Origin of the sequence: Acinetobacter sp. TG2027, from assembly GCF_000302435.1 — a bacterium.
GTDB classification, from domain to species: domain Bacteria; phylum Pseudomonadota; class Gammaproteobacteria; order Pseudomonadales; family Moraxellaceae; genus Acinetobacter; species Acinetobacter pittii.
Map to the genome: position 1 here is coordinate 1 of NZ_AMJN01000031.1, position 24,875 is coordinate 24,875.

Genomic DNA, 24,875 nt, shown 5'->3' on the forward strand with positions numbered 1-24,875 from the left:
CTGCTTAACTAACTGTCCAACTTTATGGGGTCAGATCATCCTACCGCTACGGGAAAGGGACGAGTAGCTACCACACAAGACTATTCCTCAGAAGAAATAACTCTGATGCGGGAGATAATATTCAGCCTGTCAAAGCCGGCTGGCAATGTGGCCAGCAGGCAAAGGATAGTGCTCTGCCCTTTAGCAGTCAAGCACACAAAATGACATTTGTTTTAAATTAGATCATTAAAAAGTAAGGATAAATAATGGATAAGTGATTGTTAAAGTGGGGTTTATAAAGGTGGGGTTTTGGCAGCTATAACTTTATAGGTTGTAACCTTTTAACAAGTTTAAAGGTTACACCGCTCAATTAAATTATAAATAGAAATTAGACTTAACCTATTTTCATAAAATATAAATCAGTGCCTTTTGCAATTGTCTGCTCTTGAAAAGGTACTATCACAATACAATTCGCTTTAACAAATGGCTCTATCTGATATGACTGTTGTTGCTCAATAATTTCTAATACATATTCCCCATTTTCTTGAGCCTTATAACACCCCCATAACAACTTTCTATTTGTCACATTAGGAACAATTTCTATGTCAGTTTTACCTTTAAAGTAAGCATGATCAAAAAAGTCTGAGATGTGCTTATTCAAAATATATTTCACAAAAGCATGCATCAGAATCGCAATATCTTGAATGTCACCCGGTAAATTAATAATAGTCGCTTTGTCTTCTGTAACGACTACACGCATACCTTTATGATTACCGCTTTCATCATATATCTGCACAGTCTCACGGCTAGGTGGAGTCCTATCTTGGCTTTTAAGAATTTTAATTTCATTAGCTGGTATACAACGTGTATTCAAGGCCGATGACATGCTGCTTTGATCAAAGATTGGAAGTTTTTCAAGCTGGAATAAAGAAGAACGATTATTTTGATATGTGCAGCAAAGAATGACATCAAAGTTTGAGGTTTGTTCTTCAAAGAACTTTATATAATCGTCCCTGCTCGTCGTTAATGAGTCATCTAAAGCTAGGTCATTATCTTTTTTAAGATTATTAAATGCAGCATCAAAACGTTCAGGTTTGAGTGATTTGATTTCTACCTGCTCGTAGCCCCATGTTTTCAAGACATCTTTAACATACAGACTTTCCTCACTCATTTCTTCTTTATCAAAAGAATGCATACTTATAATGAGAATTTTGGGGTTTATATATATAGATAATTCTTTGATTCCCGCTCGTCTTAAAACAATTAATTTTTCAGGTGTCAGTTTCTCATCTTTTTTTAGAATCACATCGCCTTGTTTAAATATACTGCCCTTTGGGATAACACCATGCATGGCAGGAATAGAACCAGTAATTTTTTTAGCATCGGTATCAGAGAGATCTAATCTCTCATCTTGTTCAGCAATCACTGAATCTAAAGACTCTGGTAATTTTGTATAGGCAGGAATTTCTAACAAACTTGGAGTTTTTAGATCTAATTTATACGGATTAATAGATCTATAAAGCTGTTGCCCCCAATAGTACCAATGAGTAATTAATAAAGGGCTATCTTTACTTGCAGATTGAGTTGTTTCTGAGTTAAGAGCCCAACCCGCATATTCAGATAAATTATGCAGAGGATAATCCTGTAAAGCATATACATCACTTGCGTTAACTTGATTTATTGCTTTATCCAGCTCTACAGTTTCTTTTAAATCACCTTTAGGCAAATTTATATTGATATGATAAAAAATGTCCGTTAAATGATTTGGTAAGTTATCTGGTATTGGAAGTTTTTTTTGCATAAATATAGATCCTAGAAGTACCTCAAATAGGAGGTACTTCGCTAATTTTAATTATTAATAAAGAATTTATCGTTATCTAAAACATTCGGTATTAAAAAAGCTCCAAACTGCTTCAGCCTTTTAGGAAATGAAATTGCTCTTTTAGGCGAATATAGAAACTGAAATTAATTTATAAAAACAATAAAAAAGCCCTAAACCATTATAATTTAGGGCTTTTTAAGTCATATAAAGCTATTCGAGTTTATATGACTTTAAATCTTGGTAGGTATATCCAGACTCGAACTGGAGACCTCTACGATGTCAACGTAGCGCTCTAACCAACTGAGCTATACACCTAGAATGGAAAGCATAATATTCATTTTTCAAAAGCAAAACAAGTGATTTGCCATCGAAAAAAATACAAATGAGCAGACTTTAAGCAAACTCTTTTTCATTTTCCAAAAAAGAAAAACGGTACATGGTTTAACCACATACCGTTTCTTTAGCTGACTATTAATCTCAACTTAACAAGGGCATTTCTTTAAATTACCACCTGCCGATGGATATCTCGAATCAACACAATGACGGTAGAAAGTCGTCGCATCCATTGGAGTTAAATCAGGATGATGGGCTTTCATGTGCTCCAGATAAGTTTGATAGTCTGGAACCCCAACCATCAGTCGGAAGCTTTGCTGCAAACGCTGCCACAAGGTTGCAATGCGCGACCAATTCTTTGGAGAAAGTAATAGCTCTTTTTGCGAGAGCACTGTCATTTTGATGATTTTCGCAATAATGACAGTTCCATTTTTTGCAAATTTAAAATTCATCATTACTCTCCTCGTGGGGTGACCACTTTCGGATCAGCATATACAGCTGGTGCTTCATGAGCAGTTGGTGTCGGGCTTGCTAACGCACGGCGCACAATACCAATTGCAGCAATTACCATCACAATCGCAACGATCATAAAGAAGCCACAAAGTGCAGCGTTGATTTGATTTGACATCACAATCGTCTGCATTTCTTCAAGTGTTTTTGCTGGTTTAAGAATTTCACCACGCGCAATCGCATCTGAAAATCTATTCGCTTGTGCCAAGAAACCAATCTTTGGATTTTCGTGGAAAATCTTTTGCCAGCCTGCAGTCATACAGGTAATGAACAAGAAAATTGTTGGGAAAATCGTTACCCATACATATTTTTCTTTTTTCATTTTAAACAGAATAACTGTACCTAAAATGAGTGCCATTGAAGCCAACATCTGGTTACCCACACCAAATAAAGGCCAGAGTGAATTGACACCACCTAACGGATCAATCACACCTTGATAGACGAAGAAGCCCCATCCACCTACCGCAACAGCAGTACCTAGCAAGTTACCAAAGAATGAGCTTGAAGATTTAACCGCAGGAATAACAATACCCACAGTGTCTTGTACCATGAAACGACAAGCACGAGTACCCGCATCGACAGCAGTTAAAATGAATAATGCTTCGAATAAAATCGCAAAGTGGTACCAGAATGCCATCATTGAACGGCTGTTAAAAATTTCAGAAATGATATGTGCCATACCAATCGCAAAGGTAGGCGCACCACCTGTACGTGAAAGAATCGAGCTTTCACCCACTTCCTGAGCCAATACGGTTAGCATTTCAGGCGTAACGACAAAGCCTAAATTACGCACGGCTTCTGCCGCAGATTCTACCGTTGTACCGAGTACAGCCGCAGGCGCATTAATTGCAAAGTACACACCCGGGTCTAAGACAGTTGCACAGATCATCGCCATAATACCGACGAAAGATTCCATGAGCATGCCGCCATAACCAATCACACGAATGTCAGCTTCGTTATCAACAAGTTTTGGTGTCGTACCACTTGATACAAGCGCATGGAAACCAGAAATGGCACCACAGGCAATAGTAATAAATAGGAATGGAAATAAGCTACCAGAGAATACTGGACCAGTACCGTCAATAAAATGAGTCACTGCCGGCATTTTCAATTCAGGTAATGCAATCACAATACCAACGGCCAAGCCAAGAATGACACCAATTTTAAGGAATGTTGATAGATAATCACGTGGTGCTAACAATAACCAAACTGGTAAAACTGATGCGATAAATCCATAAATGATTAAGCACCATGTCAGCTGTGTTCCTGTTAAAGTGAAAAATTCACCCCAGTAAGGATCTGCTGCAACCTGTCCACCATAAACAATCGCAAGCATCATTAAAACGAAGCCGATAATAGAAACTTCGGCAATACGTCCTGGGCGAATAAAACGCATGTAAACGCCCATAAACAATGCAATTGGAATCGTCGCTGCAATACTGAAAACACCCCATGGACTATGGGCAAGTGCTTTCACCACAACTAATGCCAGTACAGCAAGGATAATAATCATTACCCCTAGCGCACCAAGCATGACCACAATACCTGCAAAAGAACCGAGTTCTTGTTTTGCCATTTCACCAAGTGAGCGACCATCTCGACGTGTTGAAATAAATAAAACTAAAAAGTCTTGTACTGCACCCGCCAAAACCACACCGACCAATAACCAGATCGTTCCTGGTAAAAAGCCCATTTGCGCAGCCAAAATTGGTCCGACTAATGGCCCCGCTCCTGCAATTGCAGCAAAGTGGTGACCGAAAAGCACATATTTATTGGTGGGAACATAATCCAGACCATCGGCCAAGCGATGTGCTGGGGTTAAACGTCTTGGGTTTAATTCAAATACTTTAGTTGCAATAAATAGACTATAAAATCGATATGCGATGCTATATACACATGCTGCAGCAAGTACAAGCCAAACCGCATTGACATGTTCACCACGACTGAGTGCCAGCATCCCAAAAGAAATTGCACCTATTATTGCCACTAGGCTCCAGACCAGCTTGGAGGGAAGCGTAGATTTCGCTTGCATTGTGTCCATTCTTAACCTCTCAATAAATAACTACAGCATTTTTATATTGTTATGTACTGTTTCTCTTAATCCCTGTGACTCTACTCCTCCTTTTTCTTTTTTCCTCTTATACTTTCGCATAAAAAAAGGGATGATTTACATCATCCCTTCGATAATAGTGTATTTTTTAACTATTATGCACGCTCTAAATAATCGCCAGTACGAGTATCTACACGAACGCTTTCTTCTTGCTGAACAAATAACGGAACACGAACAACCGCACCTGTTTCAAGCTTAGCTGGTTTACCGCCACCGCCAGATGTATCACCACGTACGCCCGGATCAGTTTCAACGATTTTCAATACAACGAAGTTCGGTGGGCTTACTGTTAAAGGTACGCCGTTGAACAACATAATTGTACATTTTTCATTTGAATCGTCTTTTAACCATTTAGCAGCATCGCCCATAGCAATTTTGTCTGCCGCGATTTGCTCAAAAGATACAGGATCCATGAAGTTCCACATTTCACCATCGTTGTATAGGTATTCCATTTCAACTTCAACGATGTCAGCTGCTTCTAAAGAGTCACCTGATTTGAAAGTTTTTTCTAATACTTTACCGGTTTTAAGGTTACGTAATTTTACACGGTTGAACGCTTGACCTTTACCTGGTTTTACATATTCGTTTTCCATGATTGAACATGGGTTACCATCAAGCATAACCTTAAGGCCTGCTTTGAAATCATTTGTAGAATAATAGGCCATGAAAGGCACACTCCAAACTTAACAAGTCAACTATGCGATATAATGCGTTGTTGCATTATCTTAATCGTGTCAAATGATAAACTATTTATACCAAGAGCAAAACTGGCAATCTCAACTGAGTGACCTTATTACTGATCCTTCGGAATTGCTAAGCCTACTCGAGTTATCCTCAGAACAGCTATTATCGGGTGCGATTCTGGCTTCTGAAAAGTTTAAATTGCGTGTTCCTCGTGCGTTCGTCGGAAAAATGAACGCTAAAAACCCGCTTGACCCGCTTTTGCTACAAGTATTACCTCATCATCTAGAGCTTGAAGAACATCCTGAGTTTGTGACTGACCCATTAGGCGAAGAAGCAGCAAATCAATTACCGGGTGTATTGCATAAATATAAATCGCGTTTTTTATTAACCTTGACTGGTGCTTGCGCCGTACATTGCCGTTATTGCTTCCGTCGTCATTTCCCCTATCAAGAAAATTTGCCAAAAAATGAAGATTGGCTAAATATTAAAAACTATATTGAAGCAAATTCGAACATTAACGAGATCATTTTGAGTGGTGGTGACCCGCTTACTCTTTCTAACCGTAAATTAGCACTTTGGTTAGAACGCCTATCATCTCTCAAACAAATCCAGATTCTGAGAATTCACTCACGAGTGCCAATTGTTATTCCTAACCGGATCGACGAAGAGCTGATTTCTTTATTAAAAAACAGTAGGCTGCGTATAGTTCTGGTGGTACACTCAAACCATGCTTCTGAACTCGATGACTTTACTTGTTCAAAATTGTTGCAGTTATCCGACCATCACATTACTGTACTAAATCAGGCAGTATTGCTGAAGGGTGTCAATGACTCTGCACAGACGTTAATTGATTTAAGTTATCGTTTATTTGAAGCTCGCGTTATGCCTTATTACTTACATGTTTTAGATAAAGTAAAAGGTGCACAACATTTTGATTTAGAATCATCCGAGATAGATGATATCTATCGTGACGTGTTAGCGAACCTACCGGGGTATTTGGTTCCTAAACTCGTCAGGGAAATTGCGGGCGAAAAGAATAAAACACCGCTTTTTGGGGCTACAACTTTTTGAGTTATATAATAAGTGATGATGAATAATGCGCTGTCGGACATTTTTCACAATCAAACCGAACTCACTCGTGAACGGTTAAGCTTTTGTGAAGCCAATATTAAAGATCTTAATGAATGGGTCACTACCCTTTCTATTATGCAACTCGGTGATACGTCAAAAGCATTATTCACAGCCATTTTAGAGCTCAATGAATTAAAATGTAGTGAAACCTTACGTTTCGATCTCATACAAACGCTTCATCCGACCATTAACAATGTACTCGCCAGCCTAGAGAAAAACTTCTTTAACCAAGGCGTGATTAGTACAGATCGTAATGAGCACATTATTGAATTAGCGATGTTGCTCCGCTGCTATTTCGCCAGTATTTATTTAAATATTGCGCAAAATAGTCATGAGCAACTACAGCATCAAAAGTTTTCAATCTTTGCCTACAAGCAAAAAAAGAATCTGCAAACGGCGCGTACTTTATCGACGTTTCATGCGCTACAACAATTAACGAGCCTCCTCTATCAGCAGCATATGCTTTATAGCGAGCCTCTTAAAGGTCAATGGTTAATAGCGCATCAGCTCTATGAAACCGCAGTTCAGCACAAATATCATCTCATCAATATCAATCATATTCAGGGTATCCACCACCCGTTAGCGAATATTACACAAGCTTATGCTCAGTTGATTTTGCTGGATATTTTAAATACGAACCAGATTCGTCAGTCAGAAATTCAAGCATTATTTCAATGTAGTTTTGACTGGGCAAGAATGATTCATATTTTGCCGAAAGATACCGCGTTAACAAAATATGTGGTCGACCCAAATAAAGATCATCCGCCTGTTTATAATACAAAGCGTAGCTCTAACTTTAACCCAAGCATCTTCATAGGTACGCAAGCTTTACTTGAGCATGTCACTGCAACCATGCATAAAAATGCTCAATATATTTCTAAGAATGAAAAGTTTTATTTAAGCCCAGCTTTAAAATTTCATGTTCAAACGATTTTAGGAACCACGGCTCAACGTCGCCATGAACGTTATGAGTATAATGCAGAGCTCCAAATTTGTTTTGGTTTAAGCACTGCCCATTTCTATCTATCAAAAGCAAAAAACTTTGAAGAAACGCTACAGCTTAACCATAACTATAATTTACAAAGCGAATCTAAGGTTTTATCCAACTTAGAGAAAAAAGAACAACAAACAAGCTCTTATCAACGCTTGAGTCGTGAGAGTAAAACCATTTATCAAACCACCGTTCTCGATATTAGTGTCAATGGATATCGTATTAAATGGTCTGGCGAAGCACCAAAGAACTTAAGAACTGGTGAATACATTTTAGTTAAAGAAACTTTGCATGGACAATGGCGTGGCGGTGTGATTCGCTGGATTAAACAGTCGACAGAAAAATCCCTAGAGTTAGGTTTAGAGATTTTGTCGCAAGCCATGTTCCCTTGTTCAGTGCATATTCAAGCTGAGCGTCATACTCGCAATTATCATCCCGCACTATTACTACAAACACAAAATCTAGAAGAAATACAAAATACGCTTATTTTACCGGGCTCTCAAATTTTTAGAGAGCAACAAACAATTCATTTACGATTGGGGACAGAAGAAATCAAAGTGTATCTACTCAAAGCACAACTCATTACGCAAAGTTTTATTCAATTTCATTTCGAGCTTTTGAATGAGCAGCAACAAGGTCTGCTTGATCAGTTCATGATGAAAAAGGGTAATAACTCTAGCACTCAAGATTTATGGGAAGCACTAAAGTGAGAAACTCTTTATTATCTAAAAAGTTAAAACGTACTGAAACACGTTTACTCATTATTGATGACAACCAGCTACGTTATAACCAGATTTTAAATTTATTATTGGGGAATGATTATCAAGTTCAGGCATTATTACTTGATGATTTAAAAAGTTTTGAAAAACAGTTAAATACGCCGTGGGATGCTATTATTTTTGGTCGTGCTTATGACCTAAAAATTGAACAAACTCTCTCCCTCATTCAAGCATCTGAACAGCCAAATTTACCTGTTTTATTATTACAACCTGAAGATTGTCAGCCTCAGCAATATCAGGCTTATATTCAAAAAGGTATCTATGATGTAGTTCCATTAGAACCATTAGATTATTTTTATATCACTCTTATTCGAACCTTGTCATATAGCCACTTATTGCAGACGGAACAACGCCTGACAAATGAGTTAGAAACAATTCACTCCCATACACAAACATTGGTCAACAATAGCCATAAAGCAGTTGCCCTTTTTCAAGAAGGGATGCATGTTAAGGCAAACACAGAATACCTCAATCTTTTTGGCTTTAAACAAGAAGACGAGATTATTGGCCTGCCAATCTTAGATGTTTTACAACCTGATGATTTAAATGTTTTTAAACAAAGATTTAAGAAAATTTCATTAGGCCAATTTGATCAGGCACGTTTTGAAATTCAGAGTCAACATGCAGCAATTGCAGGTAACAATGCTCTAAAACTAGAGTTTATTCCTAGTCAGGAAGAAGATGCCGTACAGCTAACCATTGACTATCAACTGGATTTAGCAACACCTGCAAATACACTTTTTTCAGAAAAGAGTTATGGTGTGCAAGCACCTTGGCAACAAATTAATCGACAACTATCGACCTACCCTGCTCAAGCCAACGCATTAATTTTATTTAAATTAAATCAGTGCCCAGAGCGAGTATTTCAACAAGATTGGCAAACTCCTGCACAATATTTTAATCAGCTGCACAGTTTCTTAAAAGAACACGCGCAAATGCCGATTTTTAATATTGAACTTGGCGCATATATTGGCGTTTTACAAGCTGAAAACAGCACAGTCCTTAACTCCCAACTGACTAGTCTGCAAAGTTTGCAAAAAGAGCATTTATTAAAGATCAATGAGCTTAACTACTCGATCCAATTTAAGCTGAGCTATGCCCAAATTACTGAACCTTTAAATGAAGATAGCTTTACAAGCTTACTTGCTCAAACAAGTCAGCAAGAGTTACCTAAGGCGCAGATTGAGTTGGCACCAACCGTCGATATTATCGCTCCTGAGCCTGTCAAATCCTCTATATCGCTTGATCTAAGCCTTGAGCAAGTCGATGCTCCTTTGCAATCTTCGTTATTGCAGCAATTAAAGCAGCAGCTAGCTCGAAGTGAAATACATTTAAAATATCAGCAGATTTACGATAAACACGATCAAGAAACCCATAACTATGAGGTGACTAGTGGTTTTATTAGCGATGAACAATGGTATGACATAAATGACTTGGCTGAATTAAGAGAAGACGGTGAACTTTCTATTCAATTAGATCGCTGGATTTTGGTTGAGGCATGTAAGCAACTACATAACTTTATTACTCAATACCCTAAAGCCAAACTGATTATTAACCTGAATATTGATATCTTGCTCAAAGATAAATCTTTCCCTGAACTCATTTCGAAATTACTCACCATTATTGGTAGTAAGCTTGAAAGCCCACTGGTTTTACAATTTTCAGAACAAGCAATTCAGCCTCATCTTGCAATTGCCCAGCAACACATAGCTCGCCTGCGTCAACACGGCGCAGAAATTTCGATTCGGGATTTCAGCTCTTCTATGTATAGCGAATCAATATTGCAACAACTAGACGTTCAATATTTAAAACTGCAATCGAAGAAAACTGAGCTATTAAACTCAGATGATGGTTTAGCACGCTTACAAGAAAAGGTTTTGAACTATTTAACTGTAAAACCTGTAGGGATTTTACTGAGTGATCTAGATGACATGAACTTATTTGCTAACGCATGGAATGTGGAAACGCGTTTCTTGCAAGGTCGCTATTTCCAGAAAAAACTCGATCGATTAACAGACGTACAAGACCAATAATGGTCTTGTAGTCAAAAACAAAAAACGGGCATAAAGCCCGTTTTTTGTTTCGTGTTGCAGTATTAACGCTTGATAGAGCGAGACATACCAGCAAAACGTTGTTTGAATTTGTCGATACGACCACCAGTGTCTACATTCTTTTGCTTACCAGTATAGAATGGGTGGCAAGCTGAACATACGTCAAGGTAGATAGTTTCTTTACCTAAAGCAGAACGAGTTTCGATTACGTTACCGCAAGAACAAGTTGCAACTAATTTTTCATATTTTGGGTGAATATCGGCGCGCATCGTCGATTACTCCTAATTGGAAGAAAGGCTTAAGCTGTCATCGCAATTGATCACTCTCAACTTAAGTTGAGGACAGGCTCAAAATGAGCAGATCAACACCACAACAGACCATTCTTTTGGCCCACCGAAACCTCTAGGGTTAGAGCTAAGCACAACAAGTGGGCAACATTATACGTCAAATAATTTTCTTTTGCGAATTAATCTTGGGATTTAGCCAAGTAATTTGCGATCACCCCACACACCATTAACTGTATTTGGTGAAAAATCATAATAGGTAACACGATCATGCCTAAAGGTTGGCCAATAAATAAGATTTGCGCCATCGGAACACCACTCGCCAAGGTCTTTTTGGAGCCACAAAAGAAAACTGTAATTTGATCTGCTCGGTTAAAACCTAAAGCACGCGGTAGGTAAAGTGCTAATAGCATAATAATTGTTAAAAGTACTGAACACGCAATTGTTAGAATGAGTAAAGTTTTCCAACTTACTTGATGCCAAAGTCCTGCAACTACTGCTCCACTAAATGCGCCATACACCACCATCAAAATCGAGCCTTGATCGAATGCTTTAACAATACTCGGAATTTTTGCCATATAAGGGAAAATATAAGGACGTAATAATTGACCTAAAATAAATGGCACTAACAGTAATAATGTAATTTGTATAATTGAAGTCGTCGGGTCAAATCCATGTTGGCTTTGGCCTAGAATAAAGAAGCTCACCAATACTGGTGTAATAAACATACCAATCAAGTTTGAAAAAGATGCACTGCACACCGCTCCCGCCACGTTCCCTTTTGCAACCGACGTAAATGCAATAGAGGATTGAACTGTAGAGGGTAAAAAGCACATAAATAAAAAACCCCAGTACAGCTGTTGACCTAACAGAGGTAATAAAATTGGCTTAGCCAACAGACCAATCACAGGGAAAATAAAGAAAGTAAATGCGAAGACCAGTAAATGCATTTTCCAATGCAAAATACCTTCAATTACAGCCTCACGTGATAGTTTCGCGCCATGCAAAAAGAATAAGATTGCAATCGCGACTGTGGTCAGTGTATTGAAATATTGAGCTGCTTGACCACTGACTGGAAAAAATGTTGCTAGTAGTACCATTCCAACTAACAAAACTGTAAATCGATCAAGCGCCAATAACTTCAGCATAGCCATATCCTATGATTATTCTAGATAAATAAAAAACCCAGTTGATAAATTGACCATTTGGTCAAGCGTTCATCATACTGGGCTAAAAAAATAAAGCTAGGCTTTTAAGAACTAATTCTTAAAGCATCACAGTCAATTTTTAGTTATTTTTTGCATTAGCATCTTGTTGAATCAATTCGACTTTATAGCCGTCTGGATCTTCAACAAATGCGATAACGGTAACACCACCTTTCATTGGACCCGCTTCGCGAACAACTTTGCCACCACGTGCTTTAATTTCTTCACACGCTTTGTAGGCATCATCAACACCAATGGCAATGTGACCATAGGCATTGCCTAAATCATAACTTGATGTATCCCAGTTATGAGTAAGCTCAAGCACGGTATTGGTTTCTTCATCGCCATAGCCAACAAATGCTAGTGTAAAGCGCCCTTCTTCATAATCACGCTTACGAAGTAACTTCATCCCTAATACTTCGGTATAGAACTTTAAAGATTGTTCTAAATTGCCTACTCGCAACATTGTATGAAGCATTCGCATATATTTATCTCCTAGGAAACTTTCATTTTGATGATTGATTAGCCAACAACTTACCCACCCAAATCACGAGTAATAAAATTGGTAATCCCATCAAAAATGTAGCCGTAAAAAAGCCTGAATAACCGATATGATTCACTATTGTACCTGAGTAACCACCAATCGTTTTTGGTAACAACAGCATTAGCGAGCTAAAAATAGCATATTGCATGGCAGTAAATGACACACTAGTTAAACTAGAAAGAAATGCAATAAAAACTGCCCCAGCTAATCCGGAGGCTAAGTTATCAAATATGATGCCCATTACTAACCAAACTTTGCTATAAGGAACAACTACTTTTCCTTTCAATTCGATATCCATATTTTTATCAATCGGAATCGCTGGAATATCGGATAAATTCATACGATAACGAGGTTGATTCTCTTCTAGCTGCTTTTGATAAGAATGGTTTAAAGTTAAAGTATGTATTTGCTTATTGGCTTCATAATTTGCTTCTACTTGTATTGAATTAAGTTTAGCAAGATCATTTCCAGGAATAATAACATTCCAATCACTACCTTTAATCTTACCTTCTATTTTATTTTGTGAATTCAATAAAATACTAACGGATTTTAGCTCACCATTTTTAGGTAGATTCAATAAACTACCATGAAGAATTACATCTTTTTTCAGCTCATCTTTATATAAAAGATTATCTCCACCAATTGCTTGAACATAAATATCTGGTTGTGATTTTGAGTTAAATACTTTTAATGGAAGGTTTATCTTTAAAGGTTCAGCATAGCCTACAGGCTGAGAATTAATTGAGACTTCATTCTGAGCTGACGTCAATGTATTACTCGGGAATTTTAGTGACCAATTTCCCACTTCATCAGGGCTTGTAGTATAAGTGTGATCCCCTATATGAACTTGAACATTTTGCATAGTAGCGCCAGATTTAACTAATCCAACAAAAATCAAGTTGGTAGTGCTTGCTAAAATTGCTCCTAACAACATCATTTTCATTACATTATAGCGTTGCGCTAACATTCCTCCGAGAAAACCACCCAATATGACAAAGAAGATTGCAAAAAACTTATTAAACCAAGCAATTTCCTCTTTATCAAAATTTAAGTCTAAATAGAATAAATTAGCCATTACACCAGCAACGACATCTGAAATACGATAAAAACCTATTAGCAATAAAATTGCTAAAGCAACTTTTAATCCATATCGCTTAAAAAAATCTAGTAAAGGTGACAACCATGTTTCTACAACAATTTTCTTATTAATTAGACCAAACTTAATTAACCCAAAAATTACAATAACCGCAATTGATATACTAATTAAGAATTTAATGACTAAAAGTAGAAAGTTTAAAAAAGCATCTTCGATAGAAAACGAATCAAAAATTAAACCAATTTGGTAAAAGCTAATCCCAAAAACGATGGTTGAAATAACAAAAACCGAGAATAACTGAAAATAGTCTTTAGCTTGATAGTGATGTTGAATACGTTTAACTTCAGGCTCATGAATAAATAATGTTGTAATTATTCCTATACCCATGAGGCCTGCCATTAATAAATATGTAGTTCGCCAAGCTTCATATATATAATTACCAACAGCTGTACCCAGTGAAGCTGCAAATAATAACGCACCTAATTGTGTAATGATTGTAGCAGTACGATATCCAGCATTATACGTTGAAGCTAAAACAGTTTGCACATTAGGATCTTCAGTTAATTCAATACGATAAGCATCAACAATAATATCTTGAGTAGCTGAAGAGAAGCCAAGGAAAATAGCAGCTGCTGCCATAATGGTCAGATTTGAAAATGAGCCAAAATCAGAAGTATTCGGTAAGGGATTTGTAAATGCCATTAAGCAAATTGCACAGATAACCAAAATTTGTGCAACTAATAGCCAACTACGTCTTAACCCCATTTTTCTTGTTAAATAAGGAAGTGGTAATTTATCTATCAAAGGTGCCCAAATAAACTTGAACGAATAAGCCAAAGCTGCCCAAGAGAACATGGTGATAGTACTTCTGTTAATTCCAGCTTCAGTCAACCAAAATGATAAGGTTGAAAAAATTAGAAATATGGGAATTCCTGATGAAAAGCCTAAAAACAACATAATAATTGCTCGGCGATCCAAGAAGGCCATAAAGGAACTTTTCCACCCTTTTGATTCAGCACTCATTCGTTTTTTATTTTCCATAAATTATAAATGTGCCTATTCAAACCCTTCTTACAATTCCTTTCAAGATTCTTTATGCAATCAATTTTGTTTTGGCGATAAAAACGGCAAGTTTGCTTGATATTTTATGCTAAACCTGTATACCTTTAAGCTTCAACCTTCGTTTTCTTTTGCTGGATATCAACAGTGACACAAAAACTTGATCAAGTGACCATCTCAACTTTATCACTCGCTAAAACAAACACCACAAACGTCACAATAAATGCATTTCCTTCAGCTTTTGAGCAACCTGATATAAAAATGACTTTGGATAAAACAGCCTTAAAACCCGAACAATTAACACATATTCCCGATTTTGAAAAAATTCCAGCTTCTACAAAACGTATAAAACCGCTTAATAACTTTTTAGGGCAAGACCGTGCCAAAGCATCGGTAGAAGCAGGGATTTCTTTACCCTACTCTGGCTATAACATTTTTGCAGTAGGGACAGCAGGCTTGGGTAAACGCACCATGATTAAGCGTTTACTCCAACAACATGCGAAAACAATGCCTACTCCAGATGACTGGGTATATGTCTATAATTTTAAACAAGCACGCCAACCACTTGCTCTACGCTTCCCTGCTGGACAAGGAACCAAGTTTCAACATGCCCTTCATCAAACTTGGCAAATTATTTTAAAACAGCTTGAACGCCGTTTTAGTGCCGAGACCTATCATAACCGTATTGAGCGTATCCGTGAGGAAACTGGAGATGAGCAGCAACAAGCGCTTGTCGAGTTAACCAAAGAAGGCGAAGAGCTCGACTTAAAACTCATCTCCCGCAATGAAAAGCATGGCTTTGTACCTGTACAAGTAAAAGATGATCAGGTGCAAGAACTGACTCAAACAGAAATTGATGCTTTAAATACTAAGCAACGTGCTGAAATTGCAGCGAATGTTCGCTACATGGATAAAAAGCTCGAGCGTCTTGGTTTGCATTTAGGTGATTTAGAAGATGACGCACGTGACAAAGTCTCTGTGTTAAATCGAGACATCGCGACCCAAGTGGTTAAGCCACGCATGGATTTGATTTTAAATAAATATGGTCAAGTCAAAGGCCTTGAAGATTATTTAAAACAATATGCTCAAGATGTAATTGATAATGTTGAACTCATTTTAGAGCAAGAAGAAGATGACTTTGCTCCGGCAATGTTCAATCGTGTGCCTGCACGTTATCAGGCCAATGTAATTGTCTCAAACAAACCAAACAGTGGTGCACCGGTTATTTTTGAAGATTTCCCAACGCACTACAACTTGCTTGGTCATGTTGAACAACTTACTCACAACGGCACAATTACCACAGATTTCACTCTCATTCGTCCAGGCGCCCTTCATCAAGCGAATGGTGGCTTTTTAATGCTTGAGGCCGAGCAATTACTCGAACAGCCTTATGCATGGCAAGGTTTAAAGCGCGCCTTGAAATCAGGTCAGCTCAAGCTTTCTTCTCTTGAACATATGCTGACGTTAACAGGCTCTATCTCGATTGAACCTGCTGCTGTTCCGCTTGATATTAAAGTGGTTCTTATGGCAGAACCTGAAATTTATTATGAGATTTTAGAAGTAGAACCAGAGCTTGGCAGTGTATTTAAAATTCGTGCAGATTTTACCGATACTCTGCAACGTAATGATGAAAATGAACAAGCCTACATGCAGCTAATTGCTGATTATGTACAAGCGGATAAATTACTTCCGTTTGACCGCAGTGCTTTAGCAGCTTTACTTACCGACTCAAGTCGTCAGGCAGAAGACCAAAGCTCACTGTCGTTACATGCTTCAACTTTGGGCGACCTGATTCGGGAAGCACATCACCATGCATTTAAAGCCAATGAAAAGCTTGTAACTGACCAGCACATTAACTTGGCACTACAACACAGACAGTATCGCTTAGGCTATTTAAGAGAACTTTACTGGCAAGATTTATCGCGTGGAACTCAGTTAATCGAGACTTCTGGTCATCGTTTAGGTCAAATCAATGCCCTCTCTGTCATTCACTATGCAGATGTTGAGTTTGGTTTACCTTCACGTTTGACTGCATCAGTCTATCAAGGTGGCGGTGATATTCTTGATATTGAGCGTAGTGTAGAACTTGGTGGTTCACTGCATGCCAAAGGCGTGTTGCTCATGTCTAGCTTCTTGAAAGCTCACTTTGGTCGTGAACAGATTTTACATTTCTCTGCTGCTCTAGCCTTTGAACAAAGTTATGGACAAGTAGACGGCGACAGTGCAACAGTTGCCGAGCTTTCTGCATTAATTTCAGCAATTAGCCAAATACCAATTGATCAATCTTGGGCAATTACGGGTTCTATGAACCAGTTAGGCCAAGTTCAACCAATTGGTGGTGTAAATGCAAAAATTGAAGGCTTCTATGATGCGTGTAAATTACAAGGTTTAACTGGTAAACAAGGTGTCATTATTCCACGTCAAAACATGCAGCACTTGATGTTACGCCAAGATGTAATTGATGCGGTACAAAGTGGTCAATTCCATATTCATGCGATTGATACGATTGATCAAGCGCTTGAGATTTTAATGGCCCGCCCTGTCGGTACACTCGACAAAAAAGGTAAGTACAGTAAACACTCTATTTATGCTGCTGTAATGGAGCAACTCGAATATTGGCAAGCCATTGAAGATGGCGCAGAAATTGAAGAGGAGCCAAAGAAGAAAAAGAAAAATAAGAAAAAAATTAAGAAGCATGAAGAGCTTACGGCAGAAGATCTGCCGCAAGAAAGTGTAGAAGAAGTTGCAACCCTAAAACAGAAGTAATAAAAAAGGGCCTGTCAAATACAGGCCCTTTTTACTTTTAGAGGCGCAAAATTAGCGAACGATTTGGATCGCTCGTCCTCCTGCTAACTGACTAAAATATTGTTTAAGTGCTTCAACACAGCGCTGAATTTTCATTGGCTGTTGGTCATGCTTGGCAACTTCTGCATACAAAGTAAAAGTTGGTAATTTCCAATCTGGTATGAGTTCAATCAAAGAACCATTTTTTAACTCTTTTTGAGCATCTAAATATAAAATTCTTGCAATCCCATGTCCTTGCTGACATAACGCTTTTGCAACTTGTAAATTATTGCTCTGCAAACGGCTTTGCATTTCAACATTAAGTGTTTCACCCGTTTTTACATGTTGAAAATGGAAATGGTGCGCGTCATTCATGACATTAATTGATAATAATTCATGATCTCTTAAATCATTAGGATGCACAATTGGACTAGATTGATTCAGATAACTTGGCGAAGCTACTAAAATCTGATCGACAAAAGCCATAGGAATGACAGAGCTACTTTCTTCTACTGGCGTAGAACTCATGCGCACTGCAATATCAATTCGCTCTTCAATTAAGTCGATATAACGATGGCCAACTTCAAAATGCACAGATAAACCGCGATGAGCTGACATCCAGTGAGATAACGCAGGAATGAGGTGCTGAACTGCTAAATCAGGAGTAGTTGCGATACGCAAATCCCCAATTAAGTCATCCCTCAACTCATTAATTCTGATTTTCCCCCTTTCAGCAGCCGCCAACATTTCTTGACAGCTTGAAAAAAAAGCCTGTCCGGCTTCTGTCAAACTGAGTTTACGCGTGGAGCGATGTAATAGAATTACATCCATTTCATGCTCAAGGGATCGAATCTGCTGGCTCACCGCACTTGTTGTAATTCCTAATTCACGTGCCGCACCACTAAATGAACTTTTTTCAACCACACAAGCAAAAACACCCATCGCACGAAGCTGATCTAACATAGGTTTCCTCAAATCTAATTCTAAATTTATAAAAAAATGCTTATTGTTGTAATGAAAGCAACCAATTATATTATACGAGGAAACCTAAGTTTTATGCATTAGCTATTTTGGTAAAAGATTTATAGGATTAATTGGTTTTCCATCCAAACGGATCTGGAACTCAAGCATGACCTGAGAAGCCCCAGTAGAGCCCATCTCGGCAATTTTTTGTCCAGCAGTTACATTGTCACCGCTTTTCACCAACATCTTGCTATTGTGGGCATAGGCACTGATATAGCCGTCAATATGCTTAATTAAAACCAGATTGCCGTATTCTTTTAAGCCATCAGCTGCGTAGACAACTTGACCATCTGCTGCGGCATAAATAGGGTCACCCTGATTTCCACCATAACGGATTCCTTTGACATTATTTGCCAAATTAAACCCTTGAATCACTGGCCCATTATTCGGTTTTATCCAGCGCAAACTAGAATTTGGTGCAACCGAAGTCACTGTCGTATTCGTTGACGGTGCGGTCGTTGTAGGCTGAGTTACTGGTGTAACAGGTTGTGTGGTTGGTAGAGCAATGGTTTGACGTTTGATTTGCTCAGGTTGTGCCATGACTTGCGTAGATACTGTTCTTGGTGAAGAACCTTTCTTCAAACGCAAAGACTGATTAACATAAATACGATATGGCGGAGCAATATCATTCATTTCGGCAATACTGATATAGTCGAGGCCATAACGCATTGCGATACCACTTAAAGTATCACCTGAACGAACTGTGTAATAGTTAGGAGCCATTGCATAGCGAGAACTATTATTAATTTGTGGTTTAGAAGCACACCCTGCCATAGCAACGGTAAAACCTACAGCCACAGACAACAACATAATTTTCATTATTTTGTCTTTTTGGATATGCACTCTGCTTTGTTGCCCAATTAAATGCATTGATCTCCCTCACTAAATGCTACAAATCATTTCGGCTAAGAGTACCAAAAAAGTAAGAGGAAACACGTTCCTCTTTTTCTTTATTCACAAAGTTATAACATTCGAGGCAAATTATTGACTCAAACTGATCTGTAAATCTTCTAAAACAGCGTAATTTGTTGCATCCATTTGAATAGGAGTAACACTTACATAACCGTTTGCAACGGCAAAGAAATCAGATTGAATCTGGCTAGAAACACGTTGCGGATCTGTAACCGCCTCACCTGCTAGTCCAATCCAGTAAACTTGACGTCCGCGTGGATCGACATGACTGGTAATAGGCTTAGATTGAGCACGGCGACCTTGATATGTAATCTGCGCCCCTTTTAACTGCGGTACGTCAGGAATATTGATATTAAAGATATGTCGCGGAGGCAAAGCTGGTAATCCGCTTGCAATAAAATCATGTACCCATTTAGCAGCCTGAGCATAATCTTCTTTATCATTATAAGCACGTACATCAGGTCCAGCTAAAGACACAGCGATTGCAGGTTGTTTCATTAAACGACCTTCAAATGCGGCCCCTACTGTTCCCGAATATAAGACGTCATCTCCCAAGTTTGCACCACTATTGATTCCGCTCACCACCAAGTCAAACTCAAAATCAAACAAACCGTTCATGGATAAATAAACGCAATCTGCTGGCGTACCATTCACTGCCCAAACATCTTCGGCAATTTGAATGGGGCGTAATGGTCGATCCAATGTTAATGCACTTGAGAAACCACTTCTTTCACTTTCTGGTGCAACCACAACCACGCGTCCAAGTGGTCTTAATGCTTCAGCTAAAGCCTGTATACCTGGCGCAAAAACACCGTCATCATTCGCAATTAAAATATTCACTAAAATCTTTCTCTACAAATAAACCTAAAGGTTTTCACAATTGAATTATTTGTTGAATTATATATATTTATGCCTCCATAGCATTATAAAATTGTGAAAAAATGAAAACTTTCGCTCCTTTTTTTCAGGTATTGGGGATCAGTATCACATTGTGTACGCAAGCGGTTTTTGCAGATGACGATATCTCAACACAAGAGGCTGATAGCTTAATTAAAGATGACATTGCCGCAACGCAAGTTTTGCAGGAAATCTGCCCAGCTTTTGTTGGAACAAATAAAAAACTTGAGTCAAATGCTCAAAAGATTATTGCAATGTATTTAAGTGGTTATTCAAATAAATCAATGAGCTTAGCGGCTCTACAAAACGATGCTGAATTTAAAACTTTATTAAATGAAGCACGTCTTGCGGCAAAACAAATGGACCATCATGAACAACATGAGCTCTGTGAAGAGATCGTTAATTATAAAGAATAGATCTTACTCTTTTGTGATATAGAGACTTATTCATTTTGGGTTTTCTGTTTGCCATTAAGCAGAAAACCAACATAACAATACATTTTTTCCATTTTTTTAAATTCTAAATTGGTTAAGCTAACGGCATATTTAGAAATTTTATTTTGGGTTATCGATGTTTATGAAGAAAAGCTTAGTTCAATCGCTCTCTTTGGTTTTACTTATGAGCATGGCAACAGCTGGTTTTGCTGCTGATAAGAAGAAAACAACTGAAAAGAAAACCGAAAATGAAAATGTTGTTGAAGTCACTCCACAACAAGGCACGACTCCTGAAGAATTAGCTGCAATTCAAGTGCTTTCTGAAATTTGTCCAAGTTTGATTGGTAAAAAAGACGCTGATTTTGCTCAAGGCTATGAACGTTTAGTTAAAGACTACCTACCAAATGAAACCGATGCTGTTTCTGCATTAGAAAAACGTAGTAAAGACAAAGCTTTCAAGAAATACTTAAAAGAAGCACGTAGCGATGCGAAAGCTGCTGGTGATGAACAAAACACATTAGTTTGCCAAGACGTGAAAGCATATCAATCGCAAAATTAAATTAGTAAAAAACTCTTGAGTTACAATACTGTTTGAAAAAGCCGACTTCTCCCGTAGAAGTCGGCTTTGCTTTATCCTAAAATGCTAGGCTCTTCTGCTTCATACAAGATATTGGAATTACCTAGAATGACTCGAAAAAGCGCTATTGCTGCACTACTCCTCTTACCAAGTTTTTCTTATGCAGCAACTGTCTTATCAGCTCCGCCAGAATTAAATAATAAGTCTTATGTATTAATGGATTATGAGACAGGACAAATTCTCGCTTCTAAAAATGAAAACGAAAAGCTTGCACCTGCGTCTATGACAAAAATGATGACCAGTTACATCATTGAACAAAAATTATTAAAAGGTGAACTGACTGAAAATGAGCAGGTTCGTATGAACGAGTCTGCATGGTGTAAAGGCAGTAGTTCTGAATCATGTATGTATGTTCCTTTAAACGGTACAGCGACTGTTCTAGAAATGCTCCGCGGTATTATTATCCAGTCAGGTAATGATGCATCAAAAGCAATGGCTGAACATATTGCAGGAAATGAAGGCACGTTTGCTCATATGATGAATCAGGAAGCAAAACGTATCGGCATGGTAAATACCCAGTTTATTAACTCGACCGGTATGCCAGCTGAAGGCCACTATTCAACTGCAAAAGATATGGCTGTGTTAGCACAACATATTATTAAAGACAGTTCAAAATACTACCCAATTTACTCTGAAAAAGAATTTACTTTTAATGGTATTAAACAAGGTAACCGTAATGCCTTGCTTTACACTGACCCAAGTGTAGATGGTTTAAAAACAGGTCATACAGATGAAGCGGGTTACTGTTTAACTACTTCAAGTAAACGCGGTCCAATGCGTTTAATTTCAGTGATTTTTGGTACTCCAAGCATGTCTGAACGTGCAGACCAAACGCGTACGTTACTGGCATGGGGCTTTGCAAACTTTGAAACTGCAAATGTTCAACCAGCAAATCAAGTTCTTGCAAAAGCAAAAGTTTGGTTTGGTAAAGAAGATGAAGTTCAAGTTGGTTTAGCTGAAAACTTTAGTGTAACTATGCCTAAAGGTAAAGCTGATGGCATTAAAACTCAGTTAGTCGTTCAACCTAACTTAAATGCACCACTTCAAAAAGGTCAAGTTGTCGGTAAACTTGTTGCTAGCCTAGACGGCAAAGTAATTGCTGAAAAACCGTTAGTTGCATTAAAGCCAGTTGAAGAAGCAGGTTTCTTTGCTCGTTTAATCGACCATATCAAACAATTCTTCAGCAACTTATTCTAATTTTAGAATAGTTGAATTAAGCACTCATGCTATTTAGCCTGAGTGCTTTTTTATTTTATAATTCGACTAAATTTTATTTTGATACTTCTTATGGCAAAGAACATTCGTCCTTATCTTGAACACCACCCTCAAGTAGATACAACCTGTTATATCGATGATATGGCTGTTGTGGTTGGTGACGTTAGCTTAGCTGAAAATGTTTCTGTGTGGCCTTTTGCAGTCATCCGTGGTGACGTAAATAGTATTCAAATTGGCAAAAACAGTAACGTTCAAGACCATTGTATGTTGCATGTAAGCCATAAAAATGATGCCAAACCGAATGGCTCACCTCTGATTATTGGTGAAGATGTAACGGTTGGACACCATGTGACTTTGCATGGCTGTACCATTGGCAACCGTGTTTTAGTCGGAATCAACACCGTTATTCTAGATGACGTAATTATTGAAGATGATGTGATGATTGGTGCAGGAAGTTTAGTTCCGCCTCGCAAAGTCTTAAAGAGTGGTTATCTTTATGTAGGAAGCCCTGTACAACAAGTGCGACCATTGACTGAAAAAGAACTGGCGTTTCTTCCTTATTCAGCAAGACATTATGTAAAAGTGCAAAATAATCATAAAGCTGCACAAGCAAATCAAGATTAATTATCTATCTTGATCGTAAGTAATAAAAATTCTGATTTTTAAACGATATGGTTTTGTCGTATTGCTCATATCGTTTAGCAGATCACCGTAGCCAAAAACCCCTAAATTTCGTATTATACGTCTTTTAAATCATGGTGCTTTTTTATGGCCGCGTGGACTCCTCATGTCACTGTTGCTACAGTCGTAGAAAAAGACGGACGCTATCTGTTTGTAGAAGAGCATAGCGAAGGTTTTGTACACACAGTATTTAACCAACCTGCTGGTCATGTGGAATGTGGTGAGTCATTAACAGAAGCTGCCATTCGAGAAACACTTGAAGAAACAGGCCATCATGTTGAAATTGATGCCTTGCTCGGTATTTATACTTATACCCCGCCAATGTTTCCCGACCGCACTTATTACCGTTTCTGTTTTCTAGCACATGTAACTCAGGTTGAAAGTGATCCTCAACTCGACACAGGTATTATCGCTGCTGTGTGGATGACATCAGATGAGCTCAAAGAATCTGCTCGTGCCCGTAGTCCACTCGTACTTAAAGCAGTTGAAGATGCCATGAAAGGTCACCATTATCCTTTATCGCTTATTTATGAGCACCCCTTCTCTCCCTCATTAACCTCTCATTTGGATGCCTAGTCCTATGCAACAACGTGTCATCGTCGGTATGTCTGGTGGTGTAGACTCTTCTGTTTCTGCAGCACTTTTACTTCAACAGGGTTATCAAGTTGAAGGTCTTTTCATGAAGAACTGGGAGGAAGACGACGGCACGGAATACTGTACGGCAATGGAAGACTTAGCTGATGCCCAAGCAGTAGCTGATAAAATCGGTATTAAGCTGCATACAGCAAACTTTGCGATGGAATATTGGGATCGAGTGTTTGAACTTTTCCTAGCTGAATATGCGGCTGGTCGTACGCCAAATCCAGATATTTTATGTAATAAAGAAATTAAATTCCGCGCATTTTTAGATCATGCTATGACTTTAGGTGCAGACTTTATTGCGACTGGTCATTATGCACGCCGTGGTGAAACCGCATATAACTCTAAAGGCGAAGCATACGCACCATTATTACGTGGTGTAGATAACAATAAAGACCAAACCTATTTCTTGCACGCTGTTCATGGTAGAGAAATTAATAAAACATTATTTCCAGTAGGCGAAATCGAAAAACCTGAAGTTCGCAGAATTGCTGAAGAACTTGATCTTGCTACAGCCAAGAAAAAGGACTCAACAGGAATCTGTTTTATTGGGGAACGTCGTTTTAATGACTTCCTTAAACAATATTTACCCGCTCAGCCTGGGAAAATTGTACTTGATACAGGTAAAGAAGTTGGTGAACATCACGGTCTGATGTACTATACGCTCGGTCAACGTGGCGGAATTGGTCTAGGTGGTTTGAAAGGTGCAGCTGAAGGTGCATGGTTCGTACTACATAAAGATCTGGCCAATAATCGCCTCGTTGTTGGTCAGGGACATGAACATCCACTCATGCAAAGTACTCAACTGTGGAGTGAGTCAATTGACTGGGTAGCTGGTGAACAAAATATTCCAGTTGAAGGATTACGCTGTACAGCTAAAACGCGTTATCGCCAACCTGATCAGGCATGTACAATTTTTATTGATGAAAACACTGAACACGGTGTTCGCGTTGAGTTCGATGAACCTCAGCGTGCTGTTACACCGGGTCAAAGCGTTGTATTTTATTCAGATGAAGTTTGCTTAGGCGGGGGTGTCATTCACCATACAAATGCCCCTACACCAAATTTTATTTAA

At 38.3% G+C, this 24,875-nt stretch carries 21 protein-coding genes and 1 tRNA gene; 10 read left to right on the forward strand and 12 right to left on the reverse strand.

The genetic code is table 11. The features are described from left to right. Positions 1 to 373 precede the first annotated feature (373 nt). The 5 genes from B806_RS0106320 to efp form a co-directional block, all read right to left on the reverse strand. Positions 374 to 1,780: a MoeA protein gene (locus B806_RS0106320; RefSeq protein ID WP_017402772.1), complete on the reverse strand. Its 1,407-nt coding sequence runs from the start codon at positions 1,778 to 1,780 to the stop codon at positions 374 to 376. 259 nt (positions 1,781 to 2,039) lie between these two features. Then, positions 2,040 to 2,116: transfer RNA gene (locus B806_RS0106325), tRNA-Val, on the reverse strand. A 167-nt stretch (positions 2,117 to 2,283) separates the two neighbouring features. Further along, complete coding sequence (locus B806_RS0106330; RefSeq protein ID WP_000980869.1) at positions 2,284 to 2,589, reverse strand: YbdD/YjiX family protein; 306 nt, start codon at positions 2,587 to 2,589, stop codon at positions 2,284 to 2,286. Further along, positions 2,589 to 4,685, reverse strand: a complete 2,097-nt coding sequence (locus B806_RS0106335; RefSeq protein WP_017399304.1) for a carbon starvation CstA family protein — start codon at positions 4,683 to 4,685, stop codon at positions 2,589 to 2,591. The genes B806_RS0106330 and B806_RS0106335 overlap by 1 nt, the downstream gene beginning before the upstream one ends. A gap of 164 nt (positions 4,686 to 4,849) precedes the next feature. Further along, the gene (gene efp / locus B806_RS0106340; RefSeq protein WP_002118666.1) at positions 4,850 to 5,419 is read right to left on the reverse strand and encodes an elongation factor P; all 570 of its coding nucleotides are present in this window, start codon (positions 5,417 to 5,419) and stop codon (positions 4,850 to 4,852) included. Between the two features lie 73 nt (positions 5,420 to 5,492). On the opposite strand from efp, the gene epmB reads away from it, so the two are divergent. Genes epmB through B806_RS0106355 form a run of 3 tightly spaced genes read left to right on the forward strand, consistent with a single transcriptional unit; the run spans position 5,493 to position 10,372 of the window. Then, entirely contained in the window at positions 5,493 to 6,509 is a 1,017-nt protein-coding gene (gene epmB, locus B806_RS0106345; RefSeq protein ID WP_017402773.1) for an EF-P beta-lysylation protein EpmB, read from the forward strand. Between the two features lie 15 nt (positions 6,510 to 6,524). Continuing rightward, positions 6,525 to 8,270: a hypothetical protein gene (locus B806_RS0106350; protein WP_025466675.1), complete on the forward strand. Its 1,746-nt coding sequence runs from the start codon at positions 6,525 to 6,527 to the stop codon at positions 8,268 to 8,270. Beyond that, on the forward strand, positions 8,267 to 10,372 hold the full coding sequence (locus B806_RS0106355; RefSeq protein ID WP_079380991.1) for an EAL domain-containing protein: 2,106 nt from the start codon (positions 8,267 to 8,269) through the stop codon (positions 10,370 to 10,372). Before B806_RS0106350 ends, B806_RS0106355 begins: the two co-directional genes overlap by 4 nt. 62 nt (positions 10,373 to 10,434) lie before the next feature. Here the strand turns inward: B806_RS0106355 and rpmE are convergent, their stop codons facing one another. The 4 genes from rpmE to B806_RS0106375 all read right to left on the reverse strand — a co-directional run bounded on the left by rpmE (position 10,435) and on the right by B806_RS0106375 (position 14,560). Next, positions 10,435 to 10,659: a 50S ribosomal protein L31 gene (gene rpmE, locus B806_RS0106360; RefSeq protein ID WP_001200845.1), complete on the reverse strand. Its 225-nt coding sequence runs from the start codon at positions 10,657 to 10,659 to the stop codon at positions 10,435 to 10,437. Positions 10,660 to 10,856: 197 nt separating this feature from the next. After that, positions 10,857 to 11,828 carry a bile acid:sodium symporter family protein gene (locus tag B806_RS0106365; RefSeq protein ID WP_079380987.1) on the reverse strand — a complete coding sequence of 324 codons (972 nt, stop codon included), beginning with the start codon at positions 11,826 to 11,828 and terminating at the stop codon, positions 10,857 to 10,859. Positions 11,829 to 11,961: 133 nt separating this feature from the next. Then, positions 11,962 to 12,363, reverse strand: coding sequence for a lactoylglutathione lyase (gene gloA, locus B806_RS0106370; RefSeq protein ID WP_017402777.1), 402 nt, complete (start codon positions 12,361 to 12,363; stop codon positions 11,962 to 11,964). A gap of 22 nt (positions 12,364 to 12,385) precedes the next feature. Continuing rightward, positions 12,386 to 14,560, reverse strand: coding sequence for an MFS transporter (locus B806_RS0106375; protein ID WP_017402778.1), 2,175 nt, complete (start codon positions 14,558 to 14,560; stop codon positions 12,386 to 12,388). 165 nt (positions 14,561 to 14,725) lie between these two features. On the opposite strand from B806_RS0106375, the gene B806_RS0106380 reads away from it, so the two are divergent. After that, entirely contained in the window at positions 14,726 to 17,344 is a 2,619-nt protein-coding gene (locus tag B806_RS0106380; RefSeq protein ID WP_005067989.1) for an ATP-binding protein, read from the forward strand. Positions 17,345 to 17,395: 51 nt separating this feature from the next. Here B806_RS0106380 and B806_RS0106385 read toward each other — a convergent pair whose 3' ends face one another. The 3 genes from B806_RS0106385 to surE all read right to left on the reverse strand — a co-directional run bounded on the left by B806_RS0106385 (position 17,396) and on the right by surE (position 20,137). Then, positions 17,396 to 18,325, reverse strand: a complete 930-nt coding sequence (locus tag B806_RS0106385; protein WP_017402779.1) for a LysR family transcriptional regulator — start codon at positions 18,323 to 18,325, stop codon at positions 17,396 to 17,398. 102 nt (positions 18,326 to 18,427) lie between these two features. Next, positions 18,428 to 19,255, reverse strand: coding sequence for a peptidoglycan DD-metalloendopeptidase family protein (locus tag B806_RS0106390; RefSeq protein ID WP_002119027.1), 828 nt, complete (start codon positions 19,253 to 19,255; stop codon positions 18,428 to 18,430). 111 nt (positions 19,256 to 19,366) lie between these two features. Then, positions 19,367 to 20,137: a 5'/3'-nucleotidase SurE gene (gene surE, locus B806_RS0106395; RefSeq protein WP_017387263.1), complete on the reverse strand. Its 771-nt coding sequence runs from the start codon at positions 20,135 to 20,137 to the stop codon at positions 19,367 to 19,369. Positions 20,138 to 20,238: 101 nt separating this feature from the next. On the opposite strand from surE, the gene B806_RS0106400 reads away from it, so the two are divergent. The 6 genes from B806_RS0106400 to mnmA all read left to right on the forward strand — a co-directional run bounded on the left by B806_RS0106400 (position 20,239) and on the right by mnmA (position 24,875). Further along, complete coding sequence (locus B806_RS0106400) at positions 20,239 to 20,610, forward strand: hypothetical protein (RefSeq protein ID WP_017402780.1); 372 nt, start codon at positions 20,239 to 20,241, stop codon at positions 20,608 to 20,610. Positions 20,611 to 20,764: 154 nt separating this feature from the next. Beyond that, the gene (locus B806_RS0106405) at positions 20,765 to 21,187 is read left to right on the forward strand and encodes a hypothetical protein (protein ID WP_002118406.1); all 423 of its coding nucleotides are present in this window, start codon (positions 20,765 to 20,767) and stop codon (positions 21,185 to 21,187) included. A 126-nt stretch (positions 21,188 to 21,313) separates the two neighbouring features. Then, on the forward strand, positions 21,314 to 22,462 hold the full coding sequence (gene dacC, locus B806_RS0106410; protein ID WP_002118558.1) for a D-alanyl-D-alanine carboxypeptidase PBP5/6: 1,149 nt from the start codon (positions 21,314 to 21,316) through the stop codon (positions 22,460 to 22,462). 90 nt (positions 22,463 to 22,552) lie between these two features. Continuing rightward, positions 22,553 to 23,104, forward strand: a complete 552-nt coding sequence (locus B806_RS0106415) for a gamma carbonic anhydrase family protein (protein ID WP_017402781.1) — start codon at positions 22,553 to 22,555, stop codon at positions 23,102 to 23,104. Between the two features lie 144 nt (positions 23,105 to 23,248). Next, entirely contained in the window at positions 23,249 to 23,737 is a 489-nt protein-coding gene (locus tag B806_RS0106420) for an NUDIX hydrolase (RefSeq protein WP_017402782.1), read from the forward strand. 4 nt (positions 23,738 to 23,741) lie between these two features. Further along, complete coding sequence (mnmA, locus tag B806_RS0106425; RefSeq protein WP_005073282.1) at positions 23,742 to 24,875, forward strand: tRNA 2-thiouridine(34) synthase MnmA; 1,134 nt, start codon at positions 23,742 to 23,744, stop codon at positions 24,873 to 24,875.